This window comes from Streptomyces sp. L500, from assembly GCF_054551825.1.
In genome coordinates this window covers 16358-37397 of record NZ_JBTOLC010000052.1, presented here as the reverse complement: position 1 = coordinate 37397, position 21040 = coordinate 16358, and the positions used below count along the sequence as shown (strand labels likewise).

Genomic DNA, 21040 nt, shown 5'->3' with positions numbered 1-21040 from the left:
TGCCGGCCCGGCCGGTCGGGGCGTGGCCGTCGCTTCCTCCCGCGCCTGCTCCGCAGGCTGCCGCTTGTCCTCCGGTCCCGGCGGCGAAGCCAGCGGTCCCCCGGCCGCCTGAGCCCAGCGGCTGAAAGGCGGAGCGTCTGTTGGACTGGCGGTCGAGTGAACACTGGTCCCCAGAACCAGGACCATGCCGATACTGCTCGCGCTCCACCAACCTGCGCGACGAGAGCGGTGTCCCGTCACACAAGACCTGCGTGGAGACGGACGGGCAGGAGCAGTCGCCTACCCGATCGGGCTCCTCGTGCTCGGTGGCGTGCGCGGAGCGTGTGGTTGGCACGCAGGCGACGGCGTCTTCCGTGATGTGCGCGGCACGGAAGACGCCGTCGGTGGTTCAGTTGCCGTTGCGGTGCTGCTTGCCGGTCTGGTCGGTGAGCTTGTGGCGGGTCTCCGGGGCCTGAGCGGCGGGCCAGATGAGGATCAGGTGCTCCTCGCCGGCAGGGCCGTCGCCGGCTGCGGCGAAGTCGTGGTCCCGGCCGCGGGCGTGGAAGCGCATCCGCCACCAGCGTGGCTGTCCCTCCGGGCCTGGGAGGACGATGCCGTACTCCGCGCCGTCCGGTTGTGCCGCTGCCGCCTCACCGTCGTCTTCTGGGGAGGTGATGCCGGCGCCCGGTGATGCGAATCGGGTGCTGACCTCCACGACCTCGTCCCACGGTTCCGCGTCCAGGGGTGGTGCTGTCTCCAGGACCTGGTAGGTCACCGTGACGAGTCCGGTCTGGGTTCCGGTGGTGACGGTGACGTAGTCGCCGGTGGTGTTGACGCGGACCAGGCCGTTGCCAGGGTCGTCGTCGAGTTCGAGGTCGTCGTCCTCGGCATCGGTCTCGTACAGGTTGAACTGGTGATAGGACGCGTAGACGCGGAGGCTGGTGCTCATGGGTCAGACCTTTACCCAGAAGGCGTCGCGGTCAAGGAGCCGGTTGGCCAGCTCGAACTTGTTGATCATGCCGCCCTGGCGGTTGTTCTCCCGGACCGGGACCCAGGTGATGCCGCGACTGCCGGCCGGCAGAGCGGTGCCGCCCTCGTAGGTCGCGGCGAAGGGGTACTCGTCGCAGGAGGGGCCGGCCGATCCGGGCGGGGCGGTCTTGCCCGCGCACACCGCGTTGCGGTTGGCGTTGGACTTGGTCTTGTCGGTCAGGTAGTGCAGCGGGTGGCCGGAGCCGAGCTGACCGTAGTGGCCGCCGCGGGCCTGGATGGCGCGGATGCCTGGCCCTATGTTCGGCAGGCTGGCCATGTCGGTCATCGTCGGCGTGTACTGCGGGAAGACGCAGCCGGGCGACTGGCGGGGCCTGGTGCTGCCCGGCTTCTTGGCGTACATGTCGTCACAGCGGTAGCTGGGCGAGTTGTACGCGAAGGCGCCCGGAGTGTGGCCGGCCTTGACGAAGGAGTAGGCGTAGTGGGACGCGGTGCCGTGCTGCTTGAAGGCACCGATGTTGTCGGTGTAGTGGACCGACGCGGATTTCGGGGACCCGAGGGTGTGGGGTCCGAAGTCGCTCTTGGCCGAGCACGGGTTGCCGCAGGAGACGTTCAGGCTCATGCGGATCCCGCTGGCGTTGCCGATCAAGGTGGCCTGGCTGAGGCTGATCTTCTCCTCCCACTTGCGGGATTTGACCTGCAGCGTCATGTCGTGCGAGATCGTGAACCTGGCTTCGCCGACCGGGACGCGGTTACGCAGGACCGTGACGGTGGCGTTGACCACCTGACACTCGTGCGTCCGGGTCAGCCCCGGCGCACACGCGGCGTCGGCCACGTCGGCAGCCTGGAGCGCGGGCGTCTGCTCCACCCGCAGCGACAGCTCCTCCGACGGAGTGGCCTGAGCCGTACCGGCCAGCACCGAGCCCACTAACGCCATCGCGGAAGCGGCGATCGCCACACTTCTGCTTCTCATGTGAACTCCCTTTCCCCGTAGCGCCGTTCACGCCTTTGTGAACGAGCGCTGCGAGCCTGGCACCACCCTCCGCACACGTCCCAGCACGCCGAGGGGACTGGCCGGTTCCTGCCACCGGTATGACCGATTCCCCGCCAAGGGCCACCTTGACGAAGATCAGCGAGCATGCTCGTGCGCGACGAGGCCCGGCCGCCCGCATCCGGGGTCCGCGAGTGGGCCCGTCTGCGGCGCGTCGAGCCCCCTTCCTCCCAGGTGATGATCCGCTGAGCCGCACAGCAGCCGAGGGGGGTGAAGGGCTGCAGGCCATCCCGGTGCTCACCACGGCTGCCACGCAGTGCCTGGGGGCCACCGCACCAGTGCCCCCAGGCGGGGTGGTCATCCGGCTGTCTGATCACCTCGTGCGCGGCCTGGCTCTGGATGTGAGCGTGGCAGTACAAGCTGGACCGGCGAGCTGGAGGAGGCGGTCGGCATGGCGCGACCGATCTGGTCGGGTGTCCTGACGTTTGGCCTGGTCACTTCTCTGAACTCTGGCGCGTGCACGGCTGGGGTCGGTCCAGGGCAGGTGGGGGTGCAGCTTTGCACCGTGCGCCAGCAGAGGGTGCGCCGCACGCAAGAAGGACGCGGCCTGCCCGTCCTGCTGGGTTGTCAGAGAGTGTTGGCAAGATTATCGCCATGAATCGCACACGTACCACCCCGCCACGGCCGGTCGACATCGCCGCGGTCTTCCCCGCGCTGGCCCCGCTGGCCCGCCCAGCGGTCCGGCTGCACCCGCGTTCCGGCTCTCCCACGGTGCACGACAGCTCGATCGGCGGGCCCCTGCTGTGGCCCGCACAGCAACCGTGGCTGTACTGCCGCATCGCGCATGAATGGCCCCACCCCCTGGTGCCCGTGGCCCAGCTGTACGCGCGGGACATACCCCTGCTGCGGCCCCCCGGGCGGACCGACCTGCTGCAGGTCCTGTGGTGCCCTTCGGAGCACGATCCGGACTCACGTATTCCGATCGAGGCGTCCTGGCGGACCGCCGCAGATGTCACCGACGTGCTGGCCGTGCCGCCCGAGCCGTTCGACGCGGACGAGGACCTCTACGTGCCTGAGCCGTGCGTGCTCGCGCCGGAGCAGGTCACCGAGTACCCCGATTTCCTGGAACTCCCCGAGGAGCTGAAAGAGCAGATCAAGGACCCCGCGCTCTGGCGGGCGGCGGGCATCGTGGTCGACGAGGCCTACCCGCAGGAGCTTTATAACAACGCGCTGTCCCACGCCCCCGGCTGGAAGATCGGTGGCTGGGCACCTTGGGGACTCACCGACCCCGTGCCGCGGTTCTGTGTGGCCTGCGGTACCGCGATGACGCCGCTGCTGACCATCGCATCATCCGAATGGCACCGCTACAGCACGAGTTGGGTTCCGTACGAGGACCGGGTCCCCGGCGCATCCGACGACAGTTGGTCCAATCCGCCCGAGATCACGGTGCTGGACGCCAATCACCTCCAGCTGTACGCCTGCCCTGCGAGCGGAGGCCACCCGCACACCGACCTGGTCCAGTGAGGGGCTGCCGCTTCTTCCCACGCGCTGACTGATCACCCTTGCCGGTCCGCTCTCGGCGTCGGCAGACCGAGCAGGACAGGCCCACCCGATGCCGCCGCATCGATCTGGCCGATCTTGGATTCGGCGCCAGCGAGGCTGACCCTGAGCCCTTCGATCTCGCCGAGCCAACCCTCCCGCTCAGCCTCGGCGATCCGGTCGACCAGGTTGTCGCGGATCTCCACCAGCCAGCCGCGCTGAGCGGGATCGGGGCGTAGGAGTGAGCAGCGGACGCAGGCGTGCTCGTGGATACAGGCCGTGCCGTAGGCGCGGGCGCAGGTGCCCACGGAGAGTTTGCGGCTCAGCAGGCTGCTGTTCCGCAGCAAAGCGCCCGGGGAGGAGAGTGAGGGAGCGCTCGTCGCACGCGGGCTGGTCGCCGCGGACGTGCCGCCAGCTCTGGCGGGCGTCGTCGGTGGTGCGGCTGGGCAAGAACGTTGTCAGGCCCTGCATCCATCCGGTCGCTGATTTGCCGTCGTCGGCGACGGTGAGGGCGACATGGCCGAGCCGCCCCCACGGGGTGACGATCCGTCCGCCAGGGCGGGTCTGCGCGATCCATACCCACCGGCACGGCCTCGATCGCGTAGATGGAGACGACCCGGTCGTATGGCGCGCCGTCGGGCCGGCCGAAATCACCATTGCCAGTCCGCACGGCCACTGCCGCGCCCAGGGTATTCGGCTGATCTCGTGCGGTGGCGGCGAAAGCGGGGCCCACCTCCACGGTGATGACCAGGCCAGGGCCGGTCCGCCAGTCCGGCAGAGCGGCGTTGTGTCCCTGGCCGGCGCCGAGTTCGGGGACACGGCGGCCGCGCTTCAGCATGAGCGAGCCGAGCGCGTCCCCGGTGATCGCCGGACAGGACAGGCTGGAACTCGGCACGCCGCTGGTGATCTGCGTGATGGCCGGGTCGTCCGGTCCCGCGTAGACCTCGGCCGCCCACCGCTGCAGGTCGACCTCCCGGCCGACATCGTTCATCCGCATGTGGTGCCCGCCTCCCAGGGGCTTGACTCTGGCACTGGTGTCAGGGTTTAGCGTGCGGGCCATGAGCTGTCACAAGGCAGTTCACCAGGGAGGGAGTCGTGATGTCCGAGCCTTCGACGGCGGTGGTACTTGGCGGCGGTGGGCTCGCCGGTATCGGCTGGATGACCGGTGTGCTAGCGGCACTGGAAGAGCAGCGGGTGCTCCAGCTGGGTGCTGCGGACTACGTGATCGGTACTTCGGCGGGTGGCGCTGTGGCGGCCGCGGTCCTCCAGGCCGCTTCGGCTGGGGTGGAGTTCGACAGGATGACGCGGAAGTCGCGACGCAACGACGAGCTCGTGCCACCTGTGACGCTCGCTGATGTGCTTCCCGATGTTCTGGCCATCCATGGCAGTGAGGCCTCGCGGCAGGTGAAGGCGGAGAGGCTCGTGCGCTTGTCCCGGCAGCGGTCGGAGATCAGCCCTGCCATTCGCCGTGCCGCCGTCGCCGGACGCCTCCGCGCCGACGCCTGGCCGAGCACGCGCCTGCACATCACAGCCGTACGTGGCGATGGCAGCCGCACCGTCTTCACCAGCACGTCCGGAGTCGGCTTGGTGGACGCCCTCACTGCGAGCTGTGCTGTTCCGGGGATGTGGCCCGTGATGAGTATCAAGGGAGAGGATTACATTGATGGCGGTACGTTCTCCCTCACGCACGCCGATCTCGCGGGCCCCGCAGAGCGGGTGATCGTGCTGCGCCCCATTCCGGATCTGCCTCAGTATGTGACGGGCGAGTGCATGGCGGTGCTGGAGCGCGCCATGCTGATCGAGCCGTCGGAACGTGCTCGGGCCGGCTTCGGACGGGATCCTTTTGATCCGGACGTACGAGGCATTGCCGCGATCCTTGGCTACGAGGATGGTCTCACCGCGAGCGCTTCGCTCGCTGCCAGGATCGCAGCCGCGGGCTGAATGGGCATCCGGACACCAGGTGCGGGCAGGGGCAGGTCTCGGCTTTGGTGCAATCTGGGCGTGCCCGAGGCGTGGCGGGTCATCAGGTGACAGCAGGACGCTGGGCGGCGCCGGGTGAGGTGCTGCTCGCTCAACCGTACGATCCGCGTTGCGCCCGTATCCAGCGGCCCCGCACGGGGGTGCGGCCCGCACGTGGGGGTGCATCCAGGTCTTTCGGCGTTTGGTCTGGGCGGCGAGGTCTTCAGCGAGCCGTGTCTCCCATGGCAGCTGTCGCTGCACCGGGCAACGCTGGATTTCGCTGGGTTCGTGGCACTCCTGGGACCGGGGGCAGGAGGAGGGCTGGTGGGACCACGAAGTCGGCTGCGGAGCCGAAGAGTGATGGAGGGCCCGGCTTCTTCGGTCACTGAAGGCTTCGCGGCCCTTGCCCGGCGACGACCGGTCTGTCCGGGCCGTTGGTACGACGGTCGAGATGCCTGGGATAACGTCCTGTGGCTTTGTCCGGAGTGAGGGAGACGTCATGAAGACCGAGGTTCAGGCAGCGCAGGAGCTAAAGGCTCTCCGGATTCTCACGCTCACGATGACCGTGCTCGGGGTGCCAAGCTTGATCGTCGGCCTGGTCCTCGCGGGAGTCTCGGTTTCCTTCTTGAGAGATGCGCAGCAGGTCCAGGGCACAGTGGTGGCCCTGGATTGGCGAGGGGACGCGGCGTACCCGGTGGTGGAGTTCACGCCGGTGGGTGGCGTACCGAGGCTGTTGCGGGATTCAGCAGGTTCCAACCCACCGTCGTACGAGGTGGGTGAGCGGGTCGAGGTGCTCTACCGCCCGGATTCTCCTGGGGACGCACGGATCAAGAGGTTCCTCTCGCTGTGGCTGCTGCCTCTGATCCTTGGTGGGATCGGACTGCTGTTCACGGTGAGTGGCATCGTCATGGGGCTGGTGTCCCGACGACGTCGGCAGGCCCGGTCAGGCCCTGCCGGTCTCGGGTCCGCGGGTGTCAGTGGGGGTGCGTACGGTGCTGGTCATGGAGCTTGATGATCTCGACTGGTAGATGACGTACTACGGTGGGGTGGGGCCGAGGCTGGCGCGGTTTCTCGTGGAGCAGGGGCCACTGGGCGTTCCTCGCCTCCCTCGCCTACGAAGCAGAACGCGTCCCCCGAAGCGGCCCGCGCGAACTGCTCCAGCCGGGCCCCGGAGGCGAGCCGGATCCCCTCCTCCAGCATGTGGGAAACCGGGTCCGTCACGTCTAGGTCTCCGACTCCGGCAAAGTACGCGACGACCCCCTCATCGGTTCCCAGGAGAGGCAGCAATGCCCTCGGGGCGTCCGGGCCGAAGGGTGCGCCAGGTCCGGCTGGTACGTTCGATACGTTCAAGCTGGAGCAAGCCGTCCGAGGCTGTCGACGGGCCAGCCCAGCCGGGCGGGATCGCCCTCGCCCGACACACGGCGTGTACGCCCCCGGGCCGGGGGCGTAGGACCCGCAGGCGCCCACAATGACGTCCGCGGCCGCGTACTCGGCGTGGCCGACGCGCCGGTTGGCGAGACCGACGGCCTCGTCGCCGGCTCTTTAAGACGTTGTTGCATCTGGTGGGTTCGTTGGCCTTCGACCGTGATGATCACGGAGCGTCTTGTCCCGGACAGGTTATGGGAGTTGTTCCAGCAGGTGGTGCCGGTGACGCCGACACGCCCGCAAGGCGGCGGGCGACGCCCTTGAGGCCTGTTCGGCTCAGGCGGCGTTGCGGGCCTTGCGGCGGTATATGACGGCGGCGGTGCCGCCACCGGCGACGATCAGGGCGCCGGCCGCACCGGCGATCGCGGCGGTGTTGTCGTTGGCGCCGGTCTCGGCGAGTACGGAGCTCTTGTCAGCCGTGCCGGTCGTGGCGAGGCTGGCGCCCTGGTCGGCGGCCGGGGGCGTGGTGGCCCGCGCGGGCGCGGGGGCGTTGGCCTTCATCGTCTTGGCGATCCAGTTCACGTAGGCGAGTGCGCTGGTGTAGAGGCCGGGGCCCTCGGAGCACGGCACCTTCGGGGCGCCGGGCCCGGAGGTGACGCCGATCAGCTCCCAGCGGTCACCCCGCCCCTTCTTGATCTGCGGTCCGCCGGAGTCGCCGAAGCAGGCCATGGACTTCGGCTTGGTGGTGATCGTGCACAGGCGCGTGCGGTCCGCGTAGCCGGGCGCGCATTCGGACTCGGCGCCCCTCCGGGTGTTCAGCTCCTGCAGCCGGTCGGGGAAGGTGAGTTTGGTGTCGCTGGTGGTACCGAAGCCCAGGAGCCGGGTGGGTGTGCCGGGCCGCCCGGGTTCGTCGGCGATCTTGATGGGCTTCTGGGTGACTGGGCGGTCCAGGCGTATCAGTGCGATGTCGTTCTTGTTGGCGGCCTTGTTGTCACCGTTGACGTAGCCGGGGTGGACGAAGGACCGGTCGATCTTGCGGACGGTGCCGCCGGACTTGCGGTGGTCGGTGCCGATGCGCACGATGCCGTCGAGTTCGATGCCCTCGACCACGAGGCAGTGGGCCGCCGTCAGCACCCACTGCCGGTCGATCAGCGACGCCCCGCAGTTCCCGTCGATCAGCCCCTGTGACGGCGCCGACTCCGGGATGACCGCCATGAAGGGGTAACTCTCGCTGGATTCCGACCCGTTGACGATGGCTGTGGCGCTGCCAGCCATCACGGTGGTGCAGGCCGCGACAGCGAGGGCGCCGACGGAGGCAGTGCGGACGGTACGGCGGCCCAGGGGCTTGAAACTGAACACAGGTGGTTCCCTTTTACTTGGTGGATCTGTGCATTCAGCCTCGTCGTGCCGGGTCAGGCAGACCATCCGGGGAACGGGTCAGTCGGTCCTGTGGGCAGCCCTACCTGCGCACAGGGGAAACTCGGAGACCGGAACAAAGAGAATCCGGCAGAGCACGGATCGGTGCGGGCATCTGCCGTGCTGCTACAACGAGTCCGGCATCGGGGACGACAACGTGTCGCAGGTCGGTGAGCTGCGCGGTTACTGGGTTGCCAGCGGCGCCCAGTGGCATGAGCCGAAGCTGCGGCCGGCCGACTGGGACCTGCTGAAGCAGCTCGCCAACATCTCGCCCGAGTGGCGGTGATCCGGACCGTCAGGAGCGCCCTGGCTTGGCGAGTCGGCGGTAGCAGATGAGGGCGGCGGCGATGCCGGCGAAGGCGAGGAAGTGCTCGGCCTTGCGCTCGTAGCGGCGATGCAGGCGGCGGAAGCCGCCCAGCCAGCTCACTGTACGCTCGACGGTCCACCGGTGCCGACCGAGGCGGGTGGAGGACTCGACGCCCCGGCGGGCGATGCGAGGCGTGATGTTGCGGGTGCGTAGCCATTTCCGCAGGTGATCGTAGTCATAGCCCTTGTCGGCATGGAGCTTGGCGGGCCGGCGCCGCCGGGGACCTCTGCGCGAGCGGATGGGTGGTATGCCGCGTACCAGGGGTTCGAGTCCTAGGCTGTCGTGGGTGTTCGCGGTGGAAATGCCGATGGAGAGGGGCAGACCGGTCCGCTCGGTAATCAAGTGGATCTTCGATCCGTTCTTGCCCCGATCGACAGGATTCCGGCCTGTCAGATCCCCCCTTTCATCGCGCGCATATTCACGGAGTCGATCGCGCACCGCGACCAGTCCAGATCTCCGCGCGAGCCCAGCTCGTCAAGCACCAAGCGGTGGAGCTTGCCCCATACCCGGGCCTGGCTCCATTCTGTGAAGCGCCGGTACATCGTCGGCCACGATGGACCGAACGTCTCCGGGGTCTGGCGCGAGGTGCACCCGGAGGTAGCCACGAACAAGATGACGGCCAGCACCTCCCGGTCCCCGTAGCATCGTCGCCCGCCGCCTTGCGGACGTGTCGGCGCCACCGGCACCACCCGCTGGAACAACTCCCATAACCCGTCCGGGACAAGACGCTCCATGATCATCACGGTCGAAGGCCAACGAACCCGCCAGATGCAACAACGTCTGAGTCCTCCGCCCCGGCGCCGGTCCGCTCCGCGCCCCCCATCGGATCGCTGTCCTGGCCCGACGGAAGACGGCCGGCCGCAAGCTGGGCAGCGGCTACAGCCAGCCGTGTCGTGTCCATGGCCCGAGCTTCTCCGGGCTGCGGGTCGCCCAGATCCGGGTGACGCGACCGTCGGAGACGTCGAACGAGGCTACGGTCATGACGACGCCGGCACGCTGGGCCACCAGGCCCGGCACGCCATTGACCGACCGCTCCAGGAGTTCGAGCCCCGGAGACCTATCGGCAATGGCGATCATGTACTGGGCTATGCGCGCGCCACCCTCGACGGGGCGCAGGACGGTGCCGACCATGCCGCCGCCGTCAGCGGTCATCACGGCGGCAGGATCGAGGAGGCCGACGAGGGCTGTGATGTCCCTGGCCTCCCATGCCTCTTTGACGTGTTTCACCACGTTGGCCTGACCGGTCGTCGTCATCGGAGCGCGCGCGACGCTCACCCGTCGCCGAGCGGAGGTCGCCAGTTGTTTGCAGGCCGCAGGTGTCCGGCCGAGAACGTCGGCGATCTCGGTGAACGGGTAGCGGAAGACGTCGTGCAGAACGAACGCCACCCGCTCCGCGGGCGTCATCGACTCCAGGACGACGAGGAAGGCCATGGTCACCGATTCGTCCAGGACGATCTGGTCGGCGGGATCCGCAGGGCCGGTGGGGTCGACGTCGCCCGCTCGGTTCCGCTCGGTGCGGTCGGGCAGCGGCTCGGGCAGCCACGCGCCGACGTAGCGTTCACGGCGGACCCGTGCCGAGCCGAGCAGGTCCAGGCAGATGCGACTGGTCACCGTCGTCAGCCAGGCGCCGGGGGACAGGATCTCCTCCCGCCGGCTTCGCGACAGCCCGTACCAGCGTGCAAAGGCATCTTGTACGGCGTCCTCGGCCTCGGTCACCGAACCGAGCAACCGGTAAGCGACATTGATCAGGTGACGTCGCTCGCCTGCTATCTCCTGTGCACTGCCTCCGACAGTCCCCATACGTTCTTCCGCCCCCTCGCCTTACCTTTCGCAGGCCCGCGTCGTCGGGATGGTGAGACCTTATCGACCTACTGCCCGAAGGCAGGGCGGAAAAGGGGACTGCGACATGACCACTCAGATGACGAAGACGGCGAATGCACGACGCAGCTCCTCGTTCCTGCAGATGGCGATCGCCCTGCAGACCCTGACCATCCTCCTTCAGGCAGTCTCTGCCGGGCTTCTGCTGACTTCCTCCTACGGAGAGACACTGCACAGTGTCGGAGCCCGGGTGATGTACGGGGCATCGATGTTGTACGTGTTCGCTGCGGCGCTGGCGTGGAAGTGGGGCGGCGGCTCGGCCCGGTCAGTCTGGCGCGCGTCAGGTTTTCTCGTGCTCGCTTCGGTTCAGGTCGTGCTCGGCATCGCGCATGTCCCGTCGGCCCATGTCCCCTTGGGCGTCTTGGTGTTCGGTCTGAGTGTGCTGGCGCTGGTCCGACGCTGAGGTTCGATACGTGGCTGCCTGGGGTCGTCCTACGGGAAGGAAGTCCCGGTTTCCAGCACGGCGGGGTCAGCGGGGGCCTTCTGCCGGGGTAGCAGGCCGGGGCCGGGGTCGCCCAGGGCGCGGTGGGTGAGTTCCAGGACCATGGTGATGACCTTGTCGGCGTCGATGGTCTCGCGGGTGGAGATCAGGTCGTCGAGGAGGCCGTCCGTGGCGTGGTAGACCATGCGGAAGGCGGCGGCGGGGTCGGTGGCGTGGAAGGCCCCGGCGTGGGCGCCTCGGGCGACGAAGTCGCAGATGAGGTCGATGACGCGCTGGTTGGCCTGTTTGCAGATCTCCAGGGACTTGGCGTTGGCGGAGCCGTAGACGATGCGGTGCAGTTCGGCGTTGCGCACCGCGTGGTGGATGAGGGCGGTCAGGAGGCGGTCGATCGTGGGCCACCAGGCCGAGCCTTCGCCGAGGATGCTCTGGGTGGTGGTGACGATGGCATCGACGTAGCGCTCCCAGAGCGCTCCGAGGAGGTGGTCCTTGGAGTCGAAATAGAGGTAGAACGTGCCTTTGCCGATGTCGGCGGCGTTGGTGAGGTCGGTGATGGTGGCTTGATTGAAGCCGACAGTTCCGAAGACTTCCTCACCCGCACGCAGGATGTCCTCTCGGCGGTGGTCCTGGCTCTTGGTGACTCGCTTGCGTCGCGTGCGCGGTGTCATCGGCACACCTCCATCCGCTGTGCCCCATGAGGCTGGGACGATTTCGCCAGAACTATATCTGACCGACCGCCGGTCACACATGACTGACTGCCGGTCAGTGGTTGACTAGGCCCATCGATCCTGTTTGACTGACCGCCAGTCACTCAGGCGGATGCCTGCCGCCGAGCTGACCACCGGCCGGCCCAACCCCCGGGGCCGGCCGGGCATCATCACAGGTCACCCGCTCTCTTGAGGACGAGATGACAACGCAGCACGTCACACCCCCCGCAGTGGTACCCCAGCCGACCGGGAGTCAGGGGAGGTTCTGGGCCATCGCCTACACACTGCTGTTCTTACTCACCGGGACCAACGTCCCCACACCCCTCTACCGCGGCTTCCAGGAGCAGTTCGGCTTCTCGCCGCTGATGGTGACCCTGATCTTCGCGGTCTACGTGGCGGCCCTCGTCCCGTCCCTGCTGATCTTCGGGCCGCTCTCCGACGCCATCGGCCGGCGCAAGGTCCTGGTCCCGGCCGTGATCGTCGCCGCACTCGGCTCCGCCGTCTTCGCCATGGCCACCAACGTCGCCTGGCTCTTCGGCGCCCGTCTGCTCCAGGGCCTCGCCGTCGGTGCGGCCTCCGGCGCATTGACCGCCGCCCTCAACGAGGCCGAACCCACCGGCAACCGCCGCCGCGCCGCGCTGGTCTCCACCGTCGCCTCCGTCGGCGGCCTGGGCACCGGCCCCCTCCTCGCGGGCATCCTCGCCGAGTACGCGCCCGCGCCCTACAAGCTCCCGTTCATCGTCGAGATCATCCTGCTGGTGCCCGCGTTCATCGCCGTGCTGCTCCTGCCGGCCGCCCGCCCGGCCACCAAGTGGCGGCCCCGGCGCCCGTCGATCCCCCCGTCCGTGCGCGGCGTCTTCGGCACCAGCGGCACGGCCAGTTTCCTCGCCTTCACCGTCGTCGGGCTCTTCCTCGCCCTGGTGCCCACCTACGTCACCAAGCTCTCCGGCAGCACCAACCTCGCGCTCGCCGGCGGTGCCGTCACCCTCATGCTCGCCTGCTCCTGCCTCGCCCAGCTCCTCTCCTACGGCAAGCAGGCCCGCACCCTCCAGATCACCGGCCTCGCCCTCCTCGCCGGCGGCCTCGTCCTGCTCGCCGTCGCCGGAGGCATCTCCTCCCTGCCGCTGCTGCTCGTGGCCACCGTCATCGGCGGCGTCGGTCAGGGCATGGCCTTCCTCGGCAGCATCACCGAGGTCAATCGCACCGCTCCCCCGGACCGCCACGCCGACGTCATCTCCAGCTTCTACGTCGTGGTCTACCTCGGCGTCGGCGTACCCGTCATCGGCGTCGGCCTTCTCGCCCGCACCATCCCCCTCCTCCAGGCCGTTCAGTGGTTCTCCGCCGTTGTCGCCGTCCTCTGCCTCATCGACCTGATCGCTCTCTCCCGCCGCAAGCAGACTGCCTGACGGCACCGACGCGGCCCCAGGCCGGTACCGATACCGGCTCACATGACTCCGAACTCCTGGAAGAGACAGCTGATGGACCTCACCGACCTCACCGATGCCTATCAAAGACTCGTCAAAGCGGCTGAAGGCATCACCGACGCCTCGCCGATCACGGACGCCGAGCGCGCTGACGTGGCATGGCTGCTGGCGCACATCGCTCTCAGCGATCGCGTCCTGACGACCGCGGCACGCGAGCTGCTCGGCGGTGCTACCAGCGTCGTCGTCGACAACCAGCCCGCCATGGACACCCGGGCCATCGACGACCTGATCGCCGGCACGACCCACCTCCAGCGCATCGAGGTACTGCACCGCAACGCCGTGGAATTGATGGACTTGCTGGACCTGATGCCCGAGGGCACCTGGAGCGCCGAGGTCGAGCTGCGCATCCACGACCGCGACGGCCGTCATGTCTCGGACTCCCAGCTGACGTGGTCCGGCCTCATCGACATCCGCGCCAAGCAGAACATCCCCGGCCACGCCGTCCGGCTGGCCGAACTCGGCAATCGCGGGTGATCCCACCCGGCAGTGGGGCGACGCTCTCCGGCTTCGCCCCATTCCACCGCGCCACACAGAGAGTCCGGGTGGGTTCCCGACCCCTCTCCCGAGGACTGGGAACCCACCCGGATTGTATGTATCGCCAATGCGGCGGAGAGGGCAGGATTCGAACCTGCGCGGGCCGGAGCCCGGCTGAGGTAGTACCTCGAGCCCCCGTTGGGCCACTTCGGGTACCTCTCCTTGTCGAGCCGTGGAACCACGAGTTGTGGGGGGTGCCAGTGGTTCCCCCGCCCGACCGCGGTCGGGCCATCCGGCCCTCCCGCGTCATTCACTATGCCAACACTGTCTGATCAGCGGCTGACATGCAGCTGACGGCTGGACGTCGGACTCAGCGGCACCCCACGGTGGGCCGGATCGACGCTGATGAGGACGGGATCCTGTTCGAGGACGGCCCGCTCGTACTCCCGCATGATCGGCGATGGTGTCAGTCCCAGGTCGTCGGACAATTGGTGCCGCAGGTCCTGGTAAACATCAAGAGCGTCCGCCTGGCGTCCGGAGCGGTACAGCGCGACCATCAACTGCTGTCGGAAGCGCTCCTTGTACGGGTGCTTGACGAGCAGCTCACGCAGTTCGGGGACGATGCGCTGGTGGTTGCCGTCCTCCAGCTCGCAGTCGAACAGCAGCTCCAGCGCGGAGAGGTAGGACTCCTCGTACAGACTGGCAGCCGCCTGCGCGATCGGCCCTCCTGTGAAGCCGCCAAAGGCGGGACCTCCCCACAAGGCGAGCAGTCCGCGGGCTTCCCGGGCGATCTCGGCAGCCGGGCCTCGCTGGTGTCTCAGGCGCTCGAGCCCATTGAGGAAGGTGGCCACATCCAGCTCATTCTCTTCGACGATGAGCCGGTAGCCGGAGGGGTGGGTGATGAGCCTGGATACCGAGACCTCGGGCTCCAGGGCGGTCAGCTGCCGTCGTAGCCTGCTGACGTGGGCCTGCAAGGCGTTCTCGACTCGCTCCGGTGGGTTGCAGTCCCAGAGCTCGTCGATCAGCGTCTGGGTGGGTACCAGCTTGCTGGCATTGGCTAAGAAGGCCATCAGGAGAGACCTCTGCAGGGCTCCTTTGGGCCGCAGAGAGCCGACCGGTGAACCGATCTCGATGGCTCCCAGGATCCGGAAGTTCAGCATGATGCCTCCAGCGGCAAGAATCCGTGTGTGGGTATTCCGGCACGGTGGCATGAGCACCGTACGAACTCAGCGGGTCATGTCCGCTGAGCATCGACTGGTAGGGGGGTGGCCCGGCGCATACGTCATGCGCACGCCATGTGAACAAAAAGAGCGGAGCGGCTTCGGTCAAGCCTCGCTCGGCGGGAGAGGCGGCAAAGGATGAGCGGGCAGGGCGCGGAAGTCCCCGCGGAATAGCCGGCGACCGAGAGGCGGGGCCCGGGTATCCCCGTGAGCGGAGTCACGGGACCTGAACAGCGGCCCTTCGCGGTCGCGGCGTTTACAGGGTTCGGGCCGTCCCTGGCAGGACAGGCTGTGGCCGGCTCAACGCCGACGCCGCTCTCTTGTGCATCCCCCGCACCTCCGCGTCATATGACCGACCGCCGGTCATCGAATGGATAGTTGCATGGGCCGCACAGTCGGTCAAGCGAAAGAAGACCGCCTGTTCCGTTTCACACCGGACCGGCGCCGCCGCCCGATCACTCATTCAGCAAACGCCCTTCCAGGGAGCGGCAAAACGGCACAAGGCAGAGTGCTTGTCAGCTCGAAGTCAGCCAATGATCAGCGCGTGTTGGCATAGTGGGTGACGCGGCAAGGCCACACGGTCTGCTGCAGTTGAACAGGGATCATCGGGACTCCCCACCGCCGACGACCCCCGCTTCAACAAGGAGAGGTACCCGAAGTGGCCCAACGGGGGCTCGAGGTACTGCCTCAGCCGGGCTCCGGCCCACGCAGGTTCGAATCCTGCCCTCTCCGCTCCAGCAGTCGATACCAAAATCTGTACCGGTCCGGTTTATTCCGACCGATATACGTACCCCGCCGCCCCACGTACTTTTCCGGCCTTGTTCCACTGCTGCGCCCATCCTGGATTCCGAGGATGGGCGCATTGGCGGAACAAGGCCGGACCGCATACCCGTCATGATGCATTCCTGTGACGCGTCCGTGCGTGGGTACAGCGGCGAGCCTCCGCTGTACCCACGCACGGTACGAGGTCAAGGATCAGGCGTCCGGGAATGCTCCAGGTCGGCGGAGGTCCCGCAACAGGTCGTCGACGAGCTCCTCCGTGACGTGATTCATCGTGTAGAGGTGGACGTAGGGCCGCTCCTCGCCGTCGACGTGCAGGGTCTCCGAGGAGAGCGAGTACTTCCGGACGATGTCCGCGTTGGGCCGTCGGAACCGTACGGTCAGCGCCTGCGGGCTGCGGGCGACCCAGAGGTCGGCCGCCACTTCCTTCTGGAGGGCGAGAAGCCGGTCATGCACGTGACCGGCCATCCGCTGAGCGTGTACCGCCTTGCGTATCTGGTCGTCGTAGGAGTTCCTGGCGAGGTGATCCCACAGGACGAGGGCCGACAGGCCGTTGCGGGATCCGGCGAACGTCGTGTCCGAGGAACCGATGTACTCGGCGGCCCTGGGCGGGATCATCTGCAGACCTGTACGCGTCATGAACACACCGCACGGCCAGGGGGCGCCCATCCACTTGTGGGCGCTCATGGTCAGGCTGTGGACCTCGGCGAGCCGGAAGTCGAAGACCGGAGGAGCCTGCTCGATCATGCCCGCGTCGCGGGCCATCTCCAGGAACGGGGCGTAGCCTGCTCCCAGGGCTCCGTCGACGTGGATCCAGTAGCCGGGGCGCAGGTCATAGGCGCTGTCCTGACCGCGACTGTGGTACACGCGGCGTTCGTCCAGGCCGTACTCGGCGCAGATCTCGCGAACGGTTCGGGCCGCCGTGGCGACGTCGTCGTAGGCACCCTTGAAGGTCGAGCCGTAGTTGAGGTTGACCAGGATCGGATAGCCCTTGCCGGCGAAGAAGCGGACGAGCACGGCGAGCTTGTCCACGTCGATGGAGCCCGTGCCGTTCATGCCTCCGACCGAGGGCACCTCGGTAGGCCAGGGGGTTCCGGGGGCGAGCGGGTTCTCGTCCGGGTAGCGCGTGCTTCCCACTTCGTGGAAGGTGTCGATGCCCAGTACCCGTACTGCCTTGGTCAGGGAGTAGTGGGTGTCCTGGGAGAAGAAGGCGACAGGGTGGTAGGCGTTGGGGCTCTGGCCCTCCTGGCGGGCGGCCTGGGTATAGACCGCGCCGGACGGGGACTGTGTGTCGGGGGCGACCTCGCGTCGCAGCAGCCTTCCGGACAGGAAGTCGCGGGCGTTCCACAGGCCGTAGAGGTTGCCCTCGCTCGATCCCATGGTGAGCAGGTAGCCCCAGTAGGAGTCGGGGTCATCGGCTCGGTGGGGCCACTTGGCGTTCCATAAGGAGGCGAAGTAGTCGAGGACGGCCCTCTCGAGGATCTTGGAGTTCGTGGTGTAGGCCCCCGATTGATAGGGGTCACCGACGTTGTTGATGTGCCGGTCGAGGTAGTGCCCGAGACGGTCCTTGAGACCGATGTCGTTGTTGATCTGGTAGCCGATGAAGTTCTCGGTCTGTTGGTCGATGTGGCTCCGGAAGAGAGCCTCTGCCTGTGCGTACTGTTCGGCGTCAAGACCGCCGGCGGGCAGCTGCACCTTGGCGTAGGGGATCTCGGGGACCTCGGGGTAGGAACGCCGGGGATCGTCCGCCGGGGCGGATACCCGGGGTATCTCCTCGAGGACGCGAAGGCGGCTGAACGTCTTCTGCCACGGGGTGTCCTCGGGGCCGAAGGGGAGATCGGGCATGGGGGTGTTAACTGAGGTCGTCACGGTGGGTGCCTTGTCTCTTCTCGAGTTTCTTCCCGTGAATCACCGCGCGCGGCGACGCGCTGCCGGCCGTGCGGCCGGCCCGGTCCGTCCCGGCTCCTGGCGGGTGGGAGGACCGGGCCGACGGGAACGGGGTCAGGTGAGCCGGAGGATCTCGATGGCCTCCTCGAGGCCCATGTAGACCAGGCGGGCGGCGGCCATCTTGTCCGTCCACTGCTCGGCGGTGGTGTAGCGCTCCTCGGCAGTGGTGTCGAGCAGGCGGCGGCCGGGCCACACCTCGTAGTCGCCGATCAGGTCGGCGTGCTGGTGCATGCCCTCCTGGAAGAGGTGCTCGCGCTCCATGATGTACTTCTTGTCCGGAATGGTGTCCCAGAGCTTCCGGCCCCGGACGATGATGTCCATCAGCTTCGACCGGTACTCCGGGTGCTTCTGGAGGTACTCACGGACGATGGAGCTGCCCACGGTCAGGTGGCGGATCTCGTCGATCGCGGCGCCGCGGGCGATGGCGCTGGCGGCCGGGTCGATGAGGTTCCACTTGCGCTCGCTCAGCTCGGCCGCCGGCGCGAGCACGCCCTCGATGATGATCGTGAAGATGGCCACGCCACCGATGAAGTCGTCGTCACGCACCGACTGGAGAGCGAACTCCAGGATCGGGTCGAGAACTTCGCGCTTGTAGTCCACGGACAGCTTGGCGATGGTCTCGTGGAGATCGGCCTTGGGAACACCCATCTCGACCAGGTGATTGCGGAACACCATCGAGTGCCGCGCCTCGTCCATGAGCTGGGTGGCGAAGAAATCCATCTCGGGCAGGCCGGTGGCATGGGCGACGTAGTACGCCAGAGCACGGGTGCCCTCCGCTTCGGCGACCGAGCGGCACCCCAGTTCGAGAATCTGGGCGTCGCGCAGTGGACCGTCCTTGCGCATGTGTTCAGGCGTCACTTCGTCGGCCGTGTGGCCGGTCGCCGCGCGATCGCGCAGAGTTCCTTGAGCCACGGCCTGGAACCAGTACGACAGGTCGCACTGCTCGGCTGTCAGGTCGAGGTTCATGGCGCCGTCGAGGAGCGAGGGAGCCTGGTCCCAGTCGGCTTCGGTGGGAATGGGGAGGGTCATGGCGTGGTGCTTCCTTTCAGAACGCGGGGGTGCGGTCGGGGTGTTCACTCCAGGCCTGCCGGGGCGCCGGGGGCGCGCCATCCCTGCCGCCGGACCACGTCGCGGAACTCGACGTCGTGGAGGTGGCCGGCGAAGTTGACCAGCGGTCGGCCGGGGCCCGCCTGGGCGTCGGTGGCAGTGGCGATCAAGAGGGTGTCGGCGTCTCCGACCTTGATCTGGTCGGTGAGCCGGCAGGTGAGCCGGGCCAGGCAGTCCTGGAGGACAGGGGCGCCGGAGGTGGGGTCCGCTTCCCATTTGATGAGGTCGAACTGACGGTGGCCCGAGGGCCGCTGGGGGTTGGCGAACCAGTCGGCCAACAGGGCCTGGCGTCCCGTCAGTACGTTGACGACGAACTGACGGCTCTGAGAGATCAGACTCGTCATGAGCGACTCGCGGCGCAGGCTGAACGACATGGTCAGCGGGCGCTGTGAGACCACGCAGGCGGTGCTCACCGTGGCGGCGTGCACCGTGTCCTGGTGGGCCACGGTCAGTACGGCCACTCCCGTGACGAGCCGGCGTGAGACGTCGCGGATCAGTTGTTCCGCGGCTTCGGTCGCCTTGTCCGGTGCGGGTGCCGTACCGGTGGCCTGTGCGGGGCTCACTGTCCGGACTCCACGAGGCTGGAGGTGGTTCGGGCGTGGGCCCCGGGGGTGGCGAAGAGGTTCTGCGAGAGCTTGGCGAATTCCTCGTTCGCGACGGGCTCGAAGGGCAGGGCGAAGGGCTTCATGAAGTTGCCGAACACCCCGCGGTCGGCGCAGAGGTGGATCGGGATGACCAGTAGAGCCCATTCCCAGCCGCTGATCAGGACCCACAGTCCGATGACCAGTCCCTGGGTCAGGAGGCTGTGCATCGTGTTGTACAGCACGTAGTAGGTCTTCGAGATCCGTTTGTCCGGACTCTTGTGGTAGGCGATCGCCCCGGGTATGTAGCCGATGAGGTCGATGTAGACGAAGAGGATGATCGCCGGAAGCCATCGGACGTCGCCGATGTGGGCGATGAAGAATCCGAGGGAGACCGCGAGGCCCGCGAGGTATTCGGTCCGGTGCAGGCGAACGGTCGTCGGTGATTCGAATGAGTTGACTTGATCCATGGTGAGACCACCCGTCGGTGCGTGTCGTGGCGTGACGCCGGGGTCAGATCTGTAGGGGCCCACCGTTGAAGTACTCGACCAGGTGCGGGGAGGAACTGGTCCGGCCGGGCGGGTGGAACGCCAGGGGGTGCAGCGCAGAGGAGAGGTAGGCGACTTCGGAGGACTTGATGAAGGCGATGCCGCCGAGGAGCTCGACCGCCTGCTCGGCGATGGCCGCCAGTATCTTCTGGACCGCGAAGCGCGTGGTCAGGCAGTTGGCGACGGCTTCCTCGCCGGCGAGCCCGTCACGCACGGCGCGGGCCAGGCCCTCGGTGAGGGAGACGGCCGACTCCAGCTGAATGCCCAGAGCGGCCCGGTCGGTGACGCTGCCGCGCTCGCGCTTCATGACCATCTCGGTCAGAGCGCTGGCCGCGCCCACGTAGGCGGAGGTGATCAGCATTTCGAACCAGACGAACGCCGCGGTCTGCAGGTCGTCGAGACGTTCGGGGTCGTCCGCCGTGCCGCGGATGACGAGGTGCTCGGGTACGTGCACGTTCTCCAGGCGGACCTCGTCGCTCTGGGAGGCCGCGAGGATGGGGCTGTCCCAGAAGGGGTGGACCGAGATGCCCTTGGAGTCCGCGGGGATGAGCAGGACTGCCAGCGAGGTGGTGCCGTCCTCGAGGGGCAGGATGACGCTCGCGGTGAGGAGGTTCATGGAGTGCGAGAGGCTGCAGGGCTTCTTCGAGCCGTTGAGTACGAACCCGTCCTCGACAGCGGTGGCCGACACCGACGGATTGAGGATGTCCTGCTGAGTGCGGCCCTCGGCCCAGCCCGAGGCCAGCAGCAGCCCTTCCGGCGCGATGCGGGAGAGCAGTTCCACCTGTGACGGGCTGGGGGGAACGACTCGGTCGGCCAGGGCGAACAGCATGGCGGCCGTGAAGTTGTGCATCGTGGCCGCGGCGGCGAGCGAGGGTGAGCAGGCGCCCAGCGCGCGGGTCACACGCACGGCGTCCAGCGCGTCGGCTCCCAGCCCGCCGTAGGCGGCCGGCACCAGCAGGCCCGCTCCGCCCTGGGCCTTGAAGATCTCCAGGACCGGGCTTCCGGGAGCCTCCCTCTCGGCCAAAGGGATGTCCGAGAGTCCCTTGAGCAGCCCGGGGTGGAGACGGTCGGTCGTCTCACGTGCAAGATCGAGGGAGCGCATACGCGGAATCCTCCAGCATTCGTTTCGAAGAGCCGGTCAATCGGGTGGAGCCTCGGTTCACATATTTCGCGGTGAGATCCTGGCATGGCGATCTGACCACCCGCTGACGCCTTCCTGACATATCTTTCGGGGCTACATTCCGAAACGTCCTGCTGACATCGCGATGACAC

General features: G+C 67.7%; 21 protein-coding genes and 2 tRNA genes. 8 read left to right on the top strand and 15 right to left on the bottom strand.

Annotation, left to right across the window (positions count from 1 at the left end; genetic code table 11):
• Positions 1–388: 388 nt before the first annotated feature.
• Entirely contained in the window at positions 389–928 is a 540-nt protein-coding gene (locus ACX9I7_RS29025; RefSeq protein ID WP_387576579.1) for a hypothetical protein, read from the bottom strand.
• Between the two features lie 3 nt (positions 929–931).
• The gene (locus ACX9I7_RS29020) at positions 932–1939 is read right to left on the bottom strand and encodes a NucA/NucB deoxyribonuclease domain-containing protein (protein WP_387576581.1); all 1008 of its coding nucleotides are present in this window, start codon (positions 1937–1939) and stop codon (positions 932–934) included.
• Positions 1940–2611: 672 nt separating this feature from the next.
• On the opposite strand from ACX9I7_RS29020, the gene ACX9I7_RS29015 reads away from it, so the two are divergent.
• A complete protein-coding gene (locus tag ACX9I7_RS29015) occupies positions 2612–3481 on the top strand; it encodes a hypothetical protein (protein WP_459388992.1) in 870 nt (289 codons plus the stop codon).
• A 32-nt stretch (positions 3482–3513) separates the two neighbouring features.
• On the opposite strand, the gene ACX9I7_RS29010 is transcribed toward ACX9I7_RS29015, so the two are convergent.
• Together ACX9I7_RS29010 and ACX9I7_RS29005 are read right to left on the bottom strand one after the other, a co-directional pair.
• Positions 3514–3843 (bottom strand): hypothetical protein, encoded by a 330-nt coding sequence (locus tag ACX9I7_RS29010; protein ID WP_459388995.1) that lies wholly within the window; start codon positions 3841–3843, stop codon positions 3514–3516.
• Positions 3819–4361 carry a hypothetical protein gene (locus ACX9I7_RS29005; RefSeq protein WP_459388994.1) on the bottom strand — a complete coding sequence of 181 codons (543 nt, stop codon included), beginning with the start codon at positions 4359–4361 and terminating at the stop codon, positions 3819–3821. The genes ACX9I7_RS29010 and ACX9I7_RS29005 overlap by 25 nt, the downstream gene beginning before the upstream one ends.
• Before the next feature lie 233 nt (positions 4362–4594).
• Between ACX9I7_RS29005 and ACX9I7_RS29000 the strand changes: the two genes are divergently transcribed.
• Positions 4595–5437, top strand: coding sequence for a patatin-like phospholipase family protein (locus ACX9I7_RS29000; protein WP_459388991.1), 843 nt, complete (start codon positions 4595–4597; stop codon positions 5435–5437).
• Between the two features lie 517 nt (positions 5438–5954).
• Complete coding sequence (locus tag ACX9I7_RS28995; RefSeq protein WP_459388990.1) at positions 5955–6467, top strand: DUF3592 domain-containing protein; 513 nt, start codon at positions 5955–5957, stop codon at positions 6465–6467.
• A gap of 689 nt (positions 6468–7156) precedes the next feature.
• On the opposite strand, the gene ACX9I7_RS28990 is transcribed toward ACX9I7_RS28995, so the two are convergent.
• Positions 7157–8179 carry a S1 family peptidase gene (locus tag ACX9I7_RS28990; RefSeq protein WP_459388989.1) on the bottom strand — a complete coding sequence of 341 codons (1023 nt, stop codon included), beginning with the start codon at positions 8177–8179 and terminating at the stop codon, positions 7157–7159.
• Positions 8180–8393: 214 nt separating this feature from the next.
• Between ACX9I7_RS28990 and ACX9I7_RS28985 the strand changes: the two genes are divergently transcribed.
• A complete protein-coding gene (locus ACX9I7_RS28985) occupies positions 8394–8522 on the top strand; it encodes a hypothetical protein (RefSeq protein ID WP_387576596.1) in 129 nt (42 codons plus the stop codon).
• Between the two features lie 9 nt (positions 8523–8531).
• Here ACX9I7_RS28985 and ACX9I7_RS28980 read toward each other — a convergent pair.
• A protein-coding gene (locus ACX9I7_RS28980) for an IS5 family transposase (protein ID WP_459388988.1) occupies positions 8532–9337 on the bottom strand; the annotation gives its coding sequence in 2 pieces (ribosomal slippage) (positions 8532–9007 and positions 9007–9337; 807 coding nt in all).
• A gap of 142 nt (positions 9338–9479) precedes the next feature.
• Positions 9480–10403, bottom strand: coding sequence for an RNA polymerase sigma factor SigJ (gene sigJ, locus ACX9I7_RS28975; RefSeq protein WP_387576601.1), 924 nt, complete (start codon positions 10401–10403; stop codon positions 9480–9482).
• 106 nt (positions 10404–10509) lie between these two features.
• Between sigJ and ACX9I7_RS28970 the strand changes: the two genes are divergently transcribed.
• Positions 10510–10884 (top strand): hypothetical protein, encoded by a 375-nt coding sequence (locus ACX9I7_RS28970; RefSeq protein WP_387576603.1) that lies wholly within the window; start codon positions 10510–10512, stop codon positions 10882–10884.
• Positions 10885–10913: 29 nt separating this feature from the next.
• Here the strand turns inward: ACX9I7_RS28970 and ACX9I7_RS28965 are convergent, their stop codons facing one another.
• Positions 10914–11588 (bottom strand): TetR/AcrR family transcriptional regulator, encoded by a 675-nt coding sequence (locus tag ACX9I7_RS28965; protein WP_387576606.1) that lies wholly within the window; start codon positions 11586–11588, stop codon positions 10914–10916.
• A 269-nt stretch (positions 11589–11857) separates the two neighbouring features.
• Here ACX9I7_RS28965 and ACX9I7_RS28960 point away from each other — a divergent pair, with 269 nt between their 5' ends.
• Both ACX9I7_RS28960 and ACX9I7_RS28955 read left to right on the top strand, forming a co-directional pair.
• A complete protein-coding gene (locus ACX9I7_RS28960; protein WP_459388987.1) occupies positions 11858–13033 on the top strand; it encodes an MFS transporter in 1176 nt (391 codons plus the stop codon).
• Between the two features lie 42 nt (positions 13034–13075).
• Positions 13076–13585 (top strand): hypothetical protein, encoded by a 510-nt coding sequence (locus ACX9I7_RS28955; RefSeq protein ID WP_387576611.1) that lies wholly within the window; start codon positions 13076–13078, stop codon positions 13583–13585.
• Between the two features lie 133 nt (positions 13586–13718).
• Here ACX9I7_RS28955 and ACX9I7_RS28950 read toward each other — a convergent pair.
• Together ACX9I7_RS28950 and ACX9I7_RS28945 are read right to left on the bottom strand one after the other, a co-directional pair.
• Positions 13719–13807, bottom strand: a tRNA-Ser gene (locus ACX9I7_RS28950).
• Positions 13808–13917: 110 nt separating this feature from the next.
• The gene (locus ACX9I7_RS28945) at positions 13918–14745 is read right to left on the bottom strand and encodes an AfsR/SARP family transcriptional regulator (RefSeq protein ID WP_189456817.1); all 828 of its coding nucleotides are present in this window, start codon (positions 14743–14745) and stop codon (positions 13918–13920) included.
• 703 nt (positions 14746–15448) lie between these two features.
• Here ACX9I7_RS28945 and ACX9I7_RS28940 point away from each other — a divergent pair.
• Positions 15449–15537 (top strand) — tRNA-Ser (locus ACX9I7_RS28940).
• Positions 15538–15780: 243 nt separating this feature from the next.
• On the opposite strand, the gene ACX9I7_RS28935 is transcribed toward ACX9I7_RS28940, so the two are convergent.
• The 5 genes from ACX9I7_RS28935 to ACX9I7_RS28915 all read right to left on the bottom strand — a co-directional run bounded on the left by ACX9I7_RS28935 (position 15781) and on the right by ACX9I7_RS28915 (position 20870).
• Positions 15781–17454, bottom strand: a complete 1674-nt coding sequence (locus ACX9I7_RS28935; protein ID WP_387576614.1) for a pyridoxal-dependent decarboxylase — start codon at positions 17452–17454, stop codon at positions 15781–15783.
• Positions 17455–17586: 132 nt separating this feature from the next.
• On the bottom strand, positions 17587–18561 hold the full coding sequence (locus ACX9I7_RS28930) for a VlmB-like protein (protein ID WP_459388986.1): 975 nt from the start codon (positions 18559–18561) through the stop codon (positions 17587–17589).
• A 44-nt stretch (positions 18562–18605) separates the two neighbouring features.
• Positions 18606–19202, bottom strand: coding sequence for a flavin reductase family protein (locus ACX9I7_RS28925; protein WP_387576619.1), 597 nt, complete (start codon positions 19200–19202; stop codon positions 18606–18608).
• A complete protein-coding gene (locus tag ACX9I7_RS28920; protein WP_189456820.1) occupies positions 19199–19690 on the bottom strand; it encodes a hypothetical protein in 492 nt (163 codons plus the stop codon). Before ACX9I7_RS28920 ends, ACX9I7_RS28925 begins: the two co-directional genes overlap by 4 nt.
• 43 nt (positions 19691–19733) lie before the next feature.
• A complete protein-coding gene (locus tag ACX9I7_RS28915; protein WP_459388985.1) occupies positions 19734–20870 on the bottom strand; it encodes an acyl-CoA dehydrogenase family protein in 1137 nt (378 codons plus the stop codon).
• Positions 20871–21040: the final 170 nt, after the last annotated feature.

Coding starts and splice junctions, on each gene's coding strand:
- ACX9I7_RS28955 (WP_387576611.1), top strand. CDS start 13,076: ATGACTCCGAACTCCTGGAAGAGACAGCTGATGGACCTCACCGACCTC.
- ACX9I7_RS29025 (WP_387576579.1), bottom strand. CDS start 928: ATGAGCACCAGCCTCCGCGTCTACGCGTCCTATCACCAGTTCAACCTG.
- ACX9I7_RS28930 (WP_459388986.1), bottom strand. CDS start 18,561: ATGACCCTCCCCATTCCCACCGAAGCCGACTGGGACCAGGCTCCCTCG.
- ACX9I7_RS28995 (WP_459388990.1), top strand. CDS start 5,955: ATGAAGACCGAGGTTCAGGCAGCGCAGGAGCTAAAGGCTCTCCGGATT.
- sigJ (WP_387576601.1), bottom strand. CDS start 10,403: ATGGGGACTGTCGGAGGCAGTGCACAGGAGATAGCAGGCGAGCGACGT.
- ACX9I7_RS29020 (WP_387576581.1), bottom strand. CDS start 1,939: ATGAGAAGCAGAAGTGTGGCGATCGCCGCTTCCGCGATGGCGTTAGTG.
- ACX9I7_RS28970 (WP_387576603.1), top strand. CDS start 10,510: ATGACCACTCAGATGACGAAGACGGCGAATGCACGACGCAGCTCCTCG.
- ACX9I7_RS29015 (WP_459388992.1), top strand. CDS start 2,612: ATGAATCGCACACGTACCACCCCGCCACGGCCGGTCGACATCGCCGCG.
- ACX9I7_RS28965 (WP_387576606.1), bottom strand. CDS start 11,588: ATGACACCGCGCACGCGACGCAAGCGAGTCACCAAGAGCCAGGACCAC.
- ACX9I7_RS28920 (WP_189456820.1), bottom strand. CDS start 19,690: ATGGATCAAGTCAACTCATTCGAATCACCGACGACCGTTCGCCTGCAC.
- ACX9I7_RS29000 (WP_459388991.1), top strand. CDS start 4,595: ATGTCCGAGCCTTCGACGGCGGTGGTACTTGGCGGCGGTGGGCTCGCC.
- ACX9I7_RS28945 (WP_189456817.1), bottom strand. CDS start 14,745: ATGCTGAACTTCCGGATCCTGGGAGCCATCGAGATCGGTTCACCGGTC.
- ACX9I7_RS28915 (WP_459388985.1), bottom strand. CDS start 20,870: ATGCGCTCCCTCGATCTTGCACGTGAGACGACCGACCGTCTCCACCCC.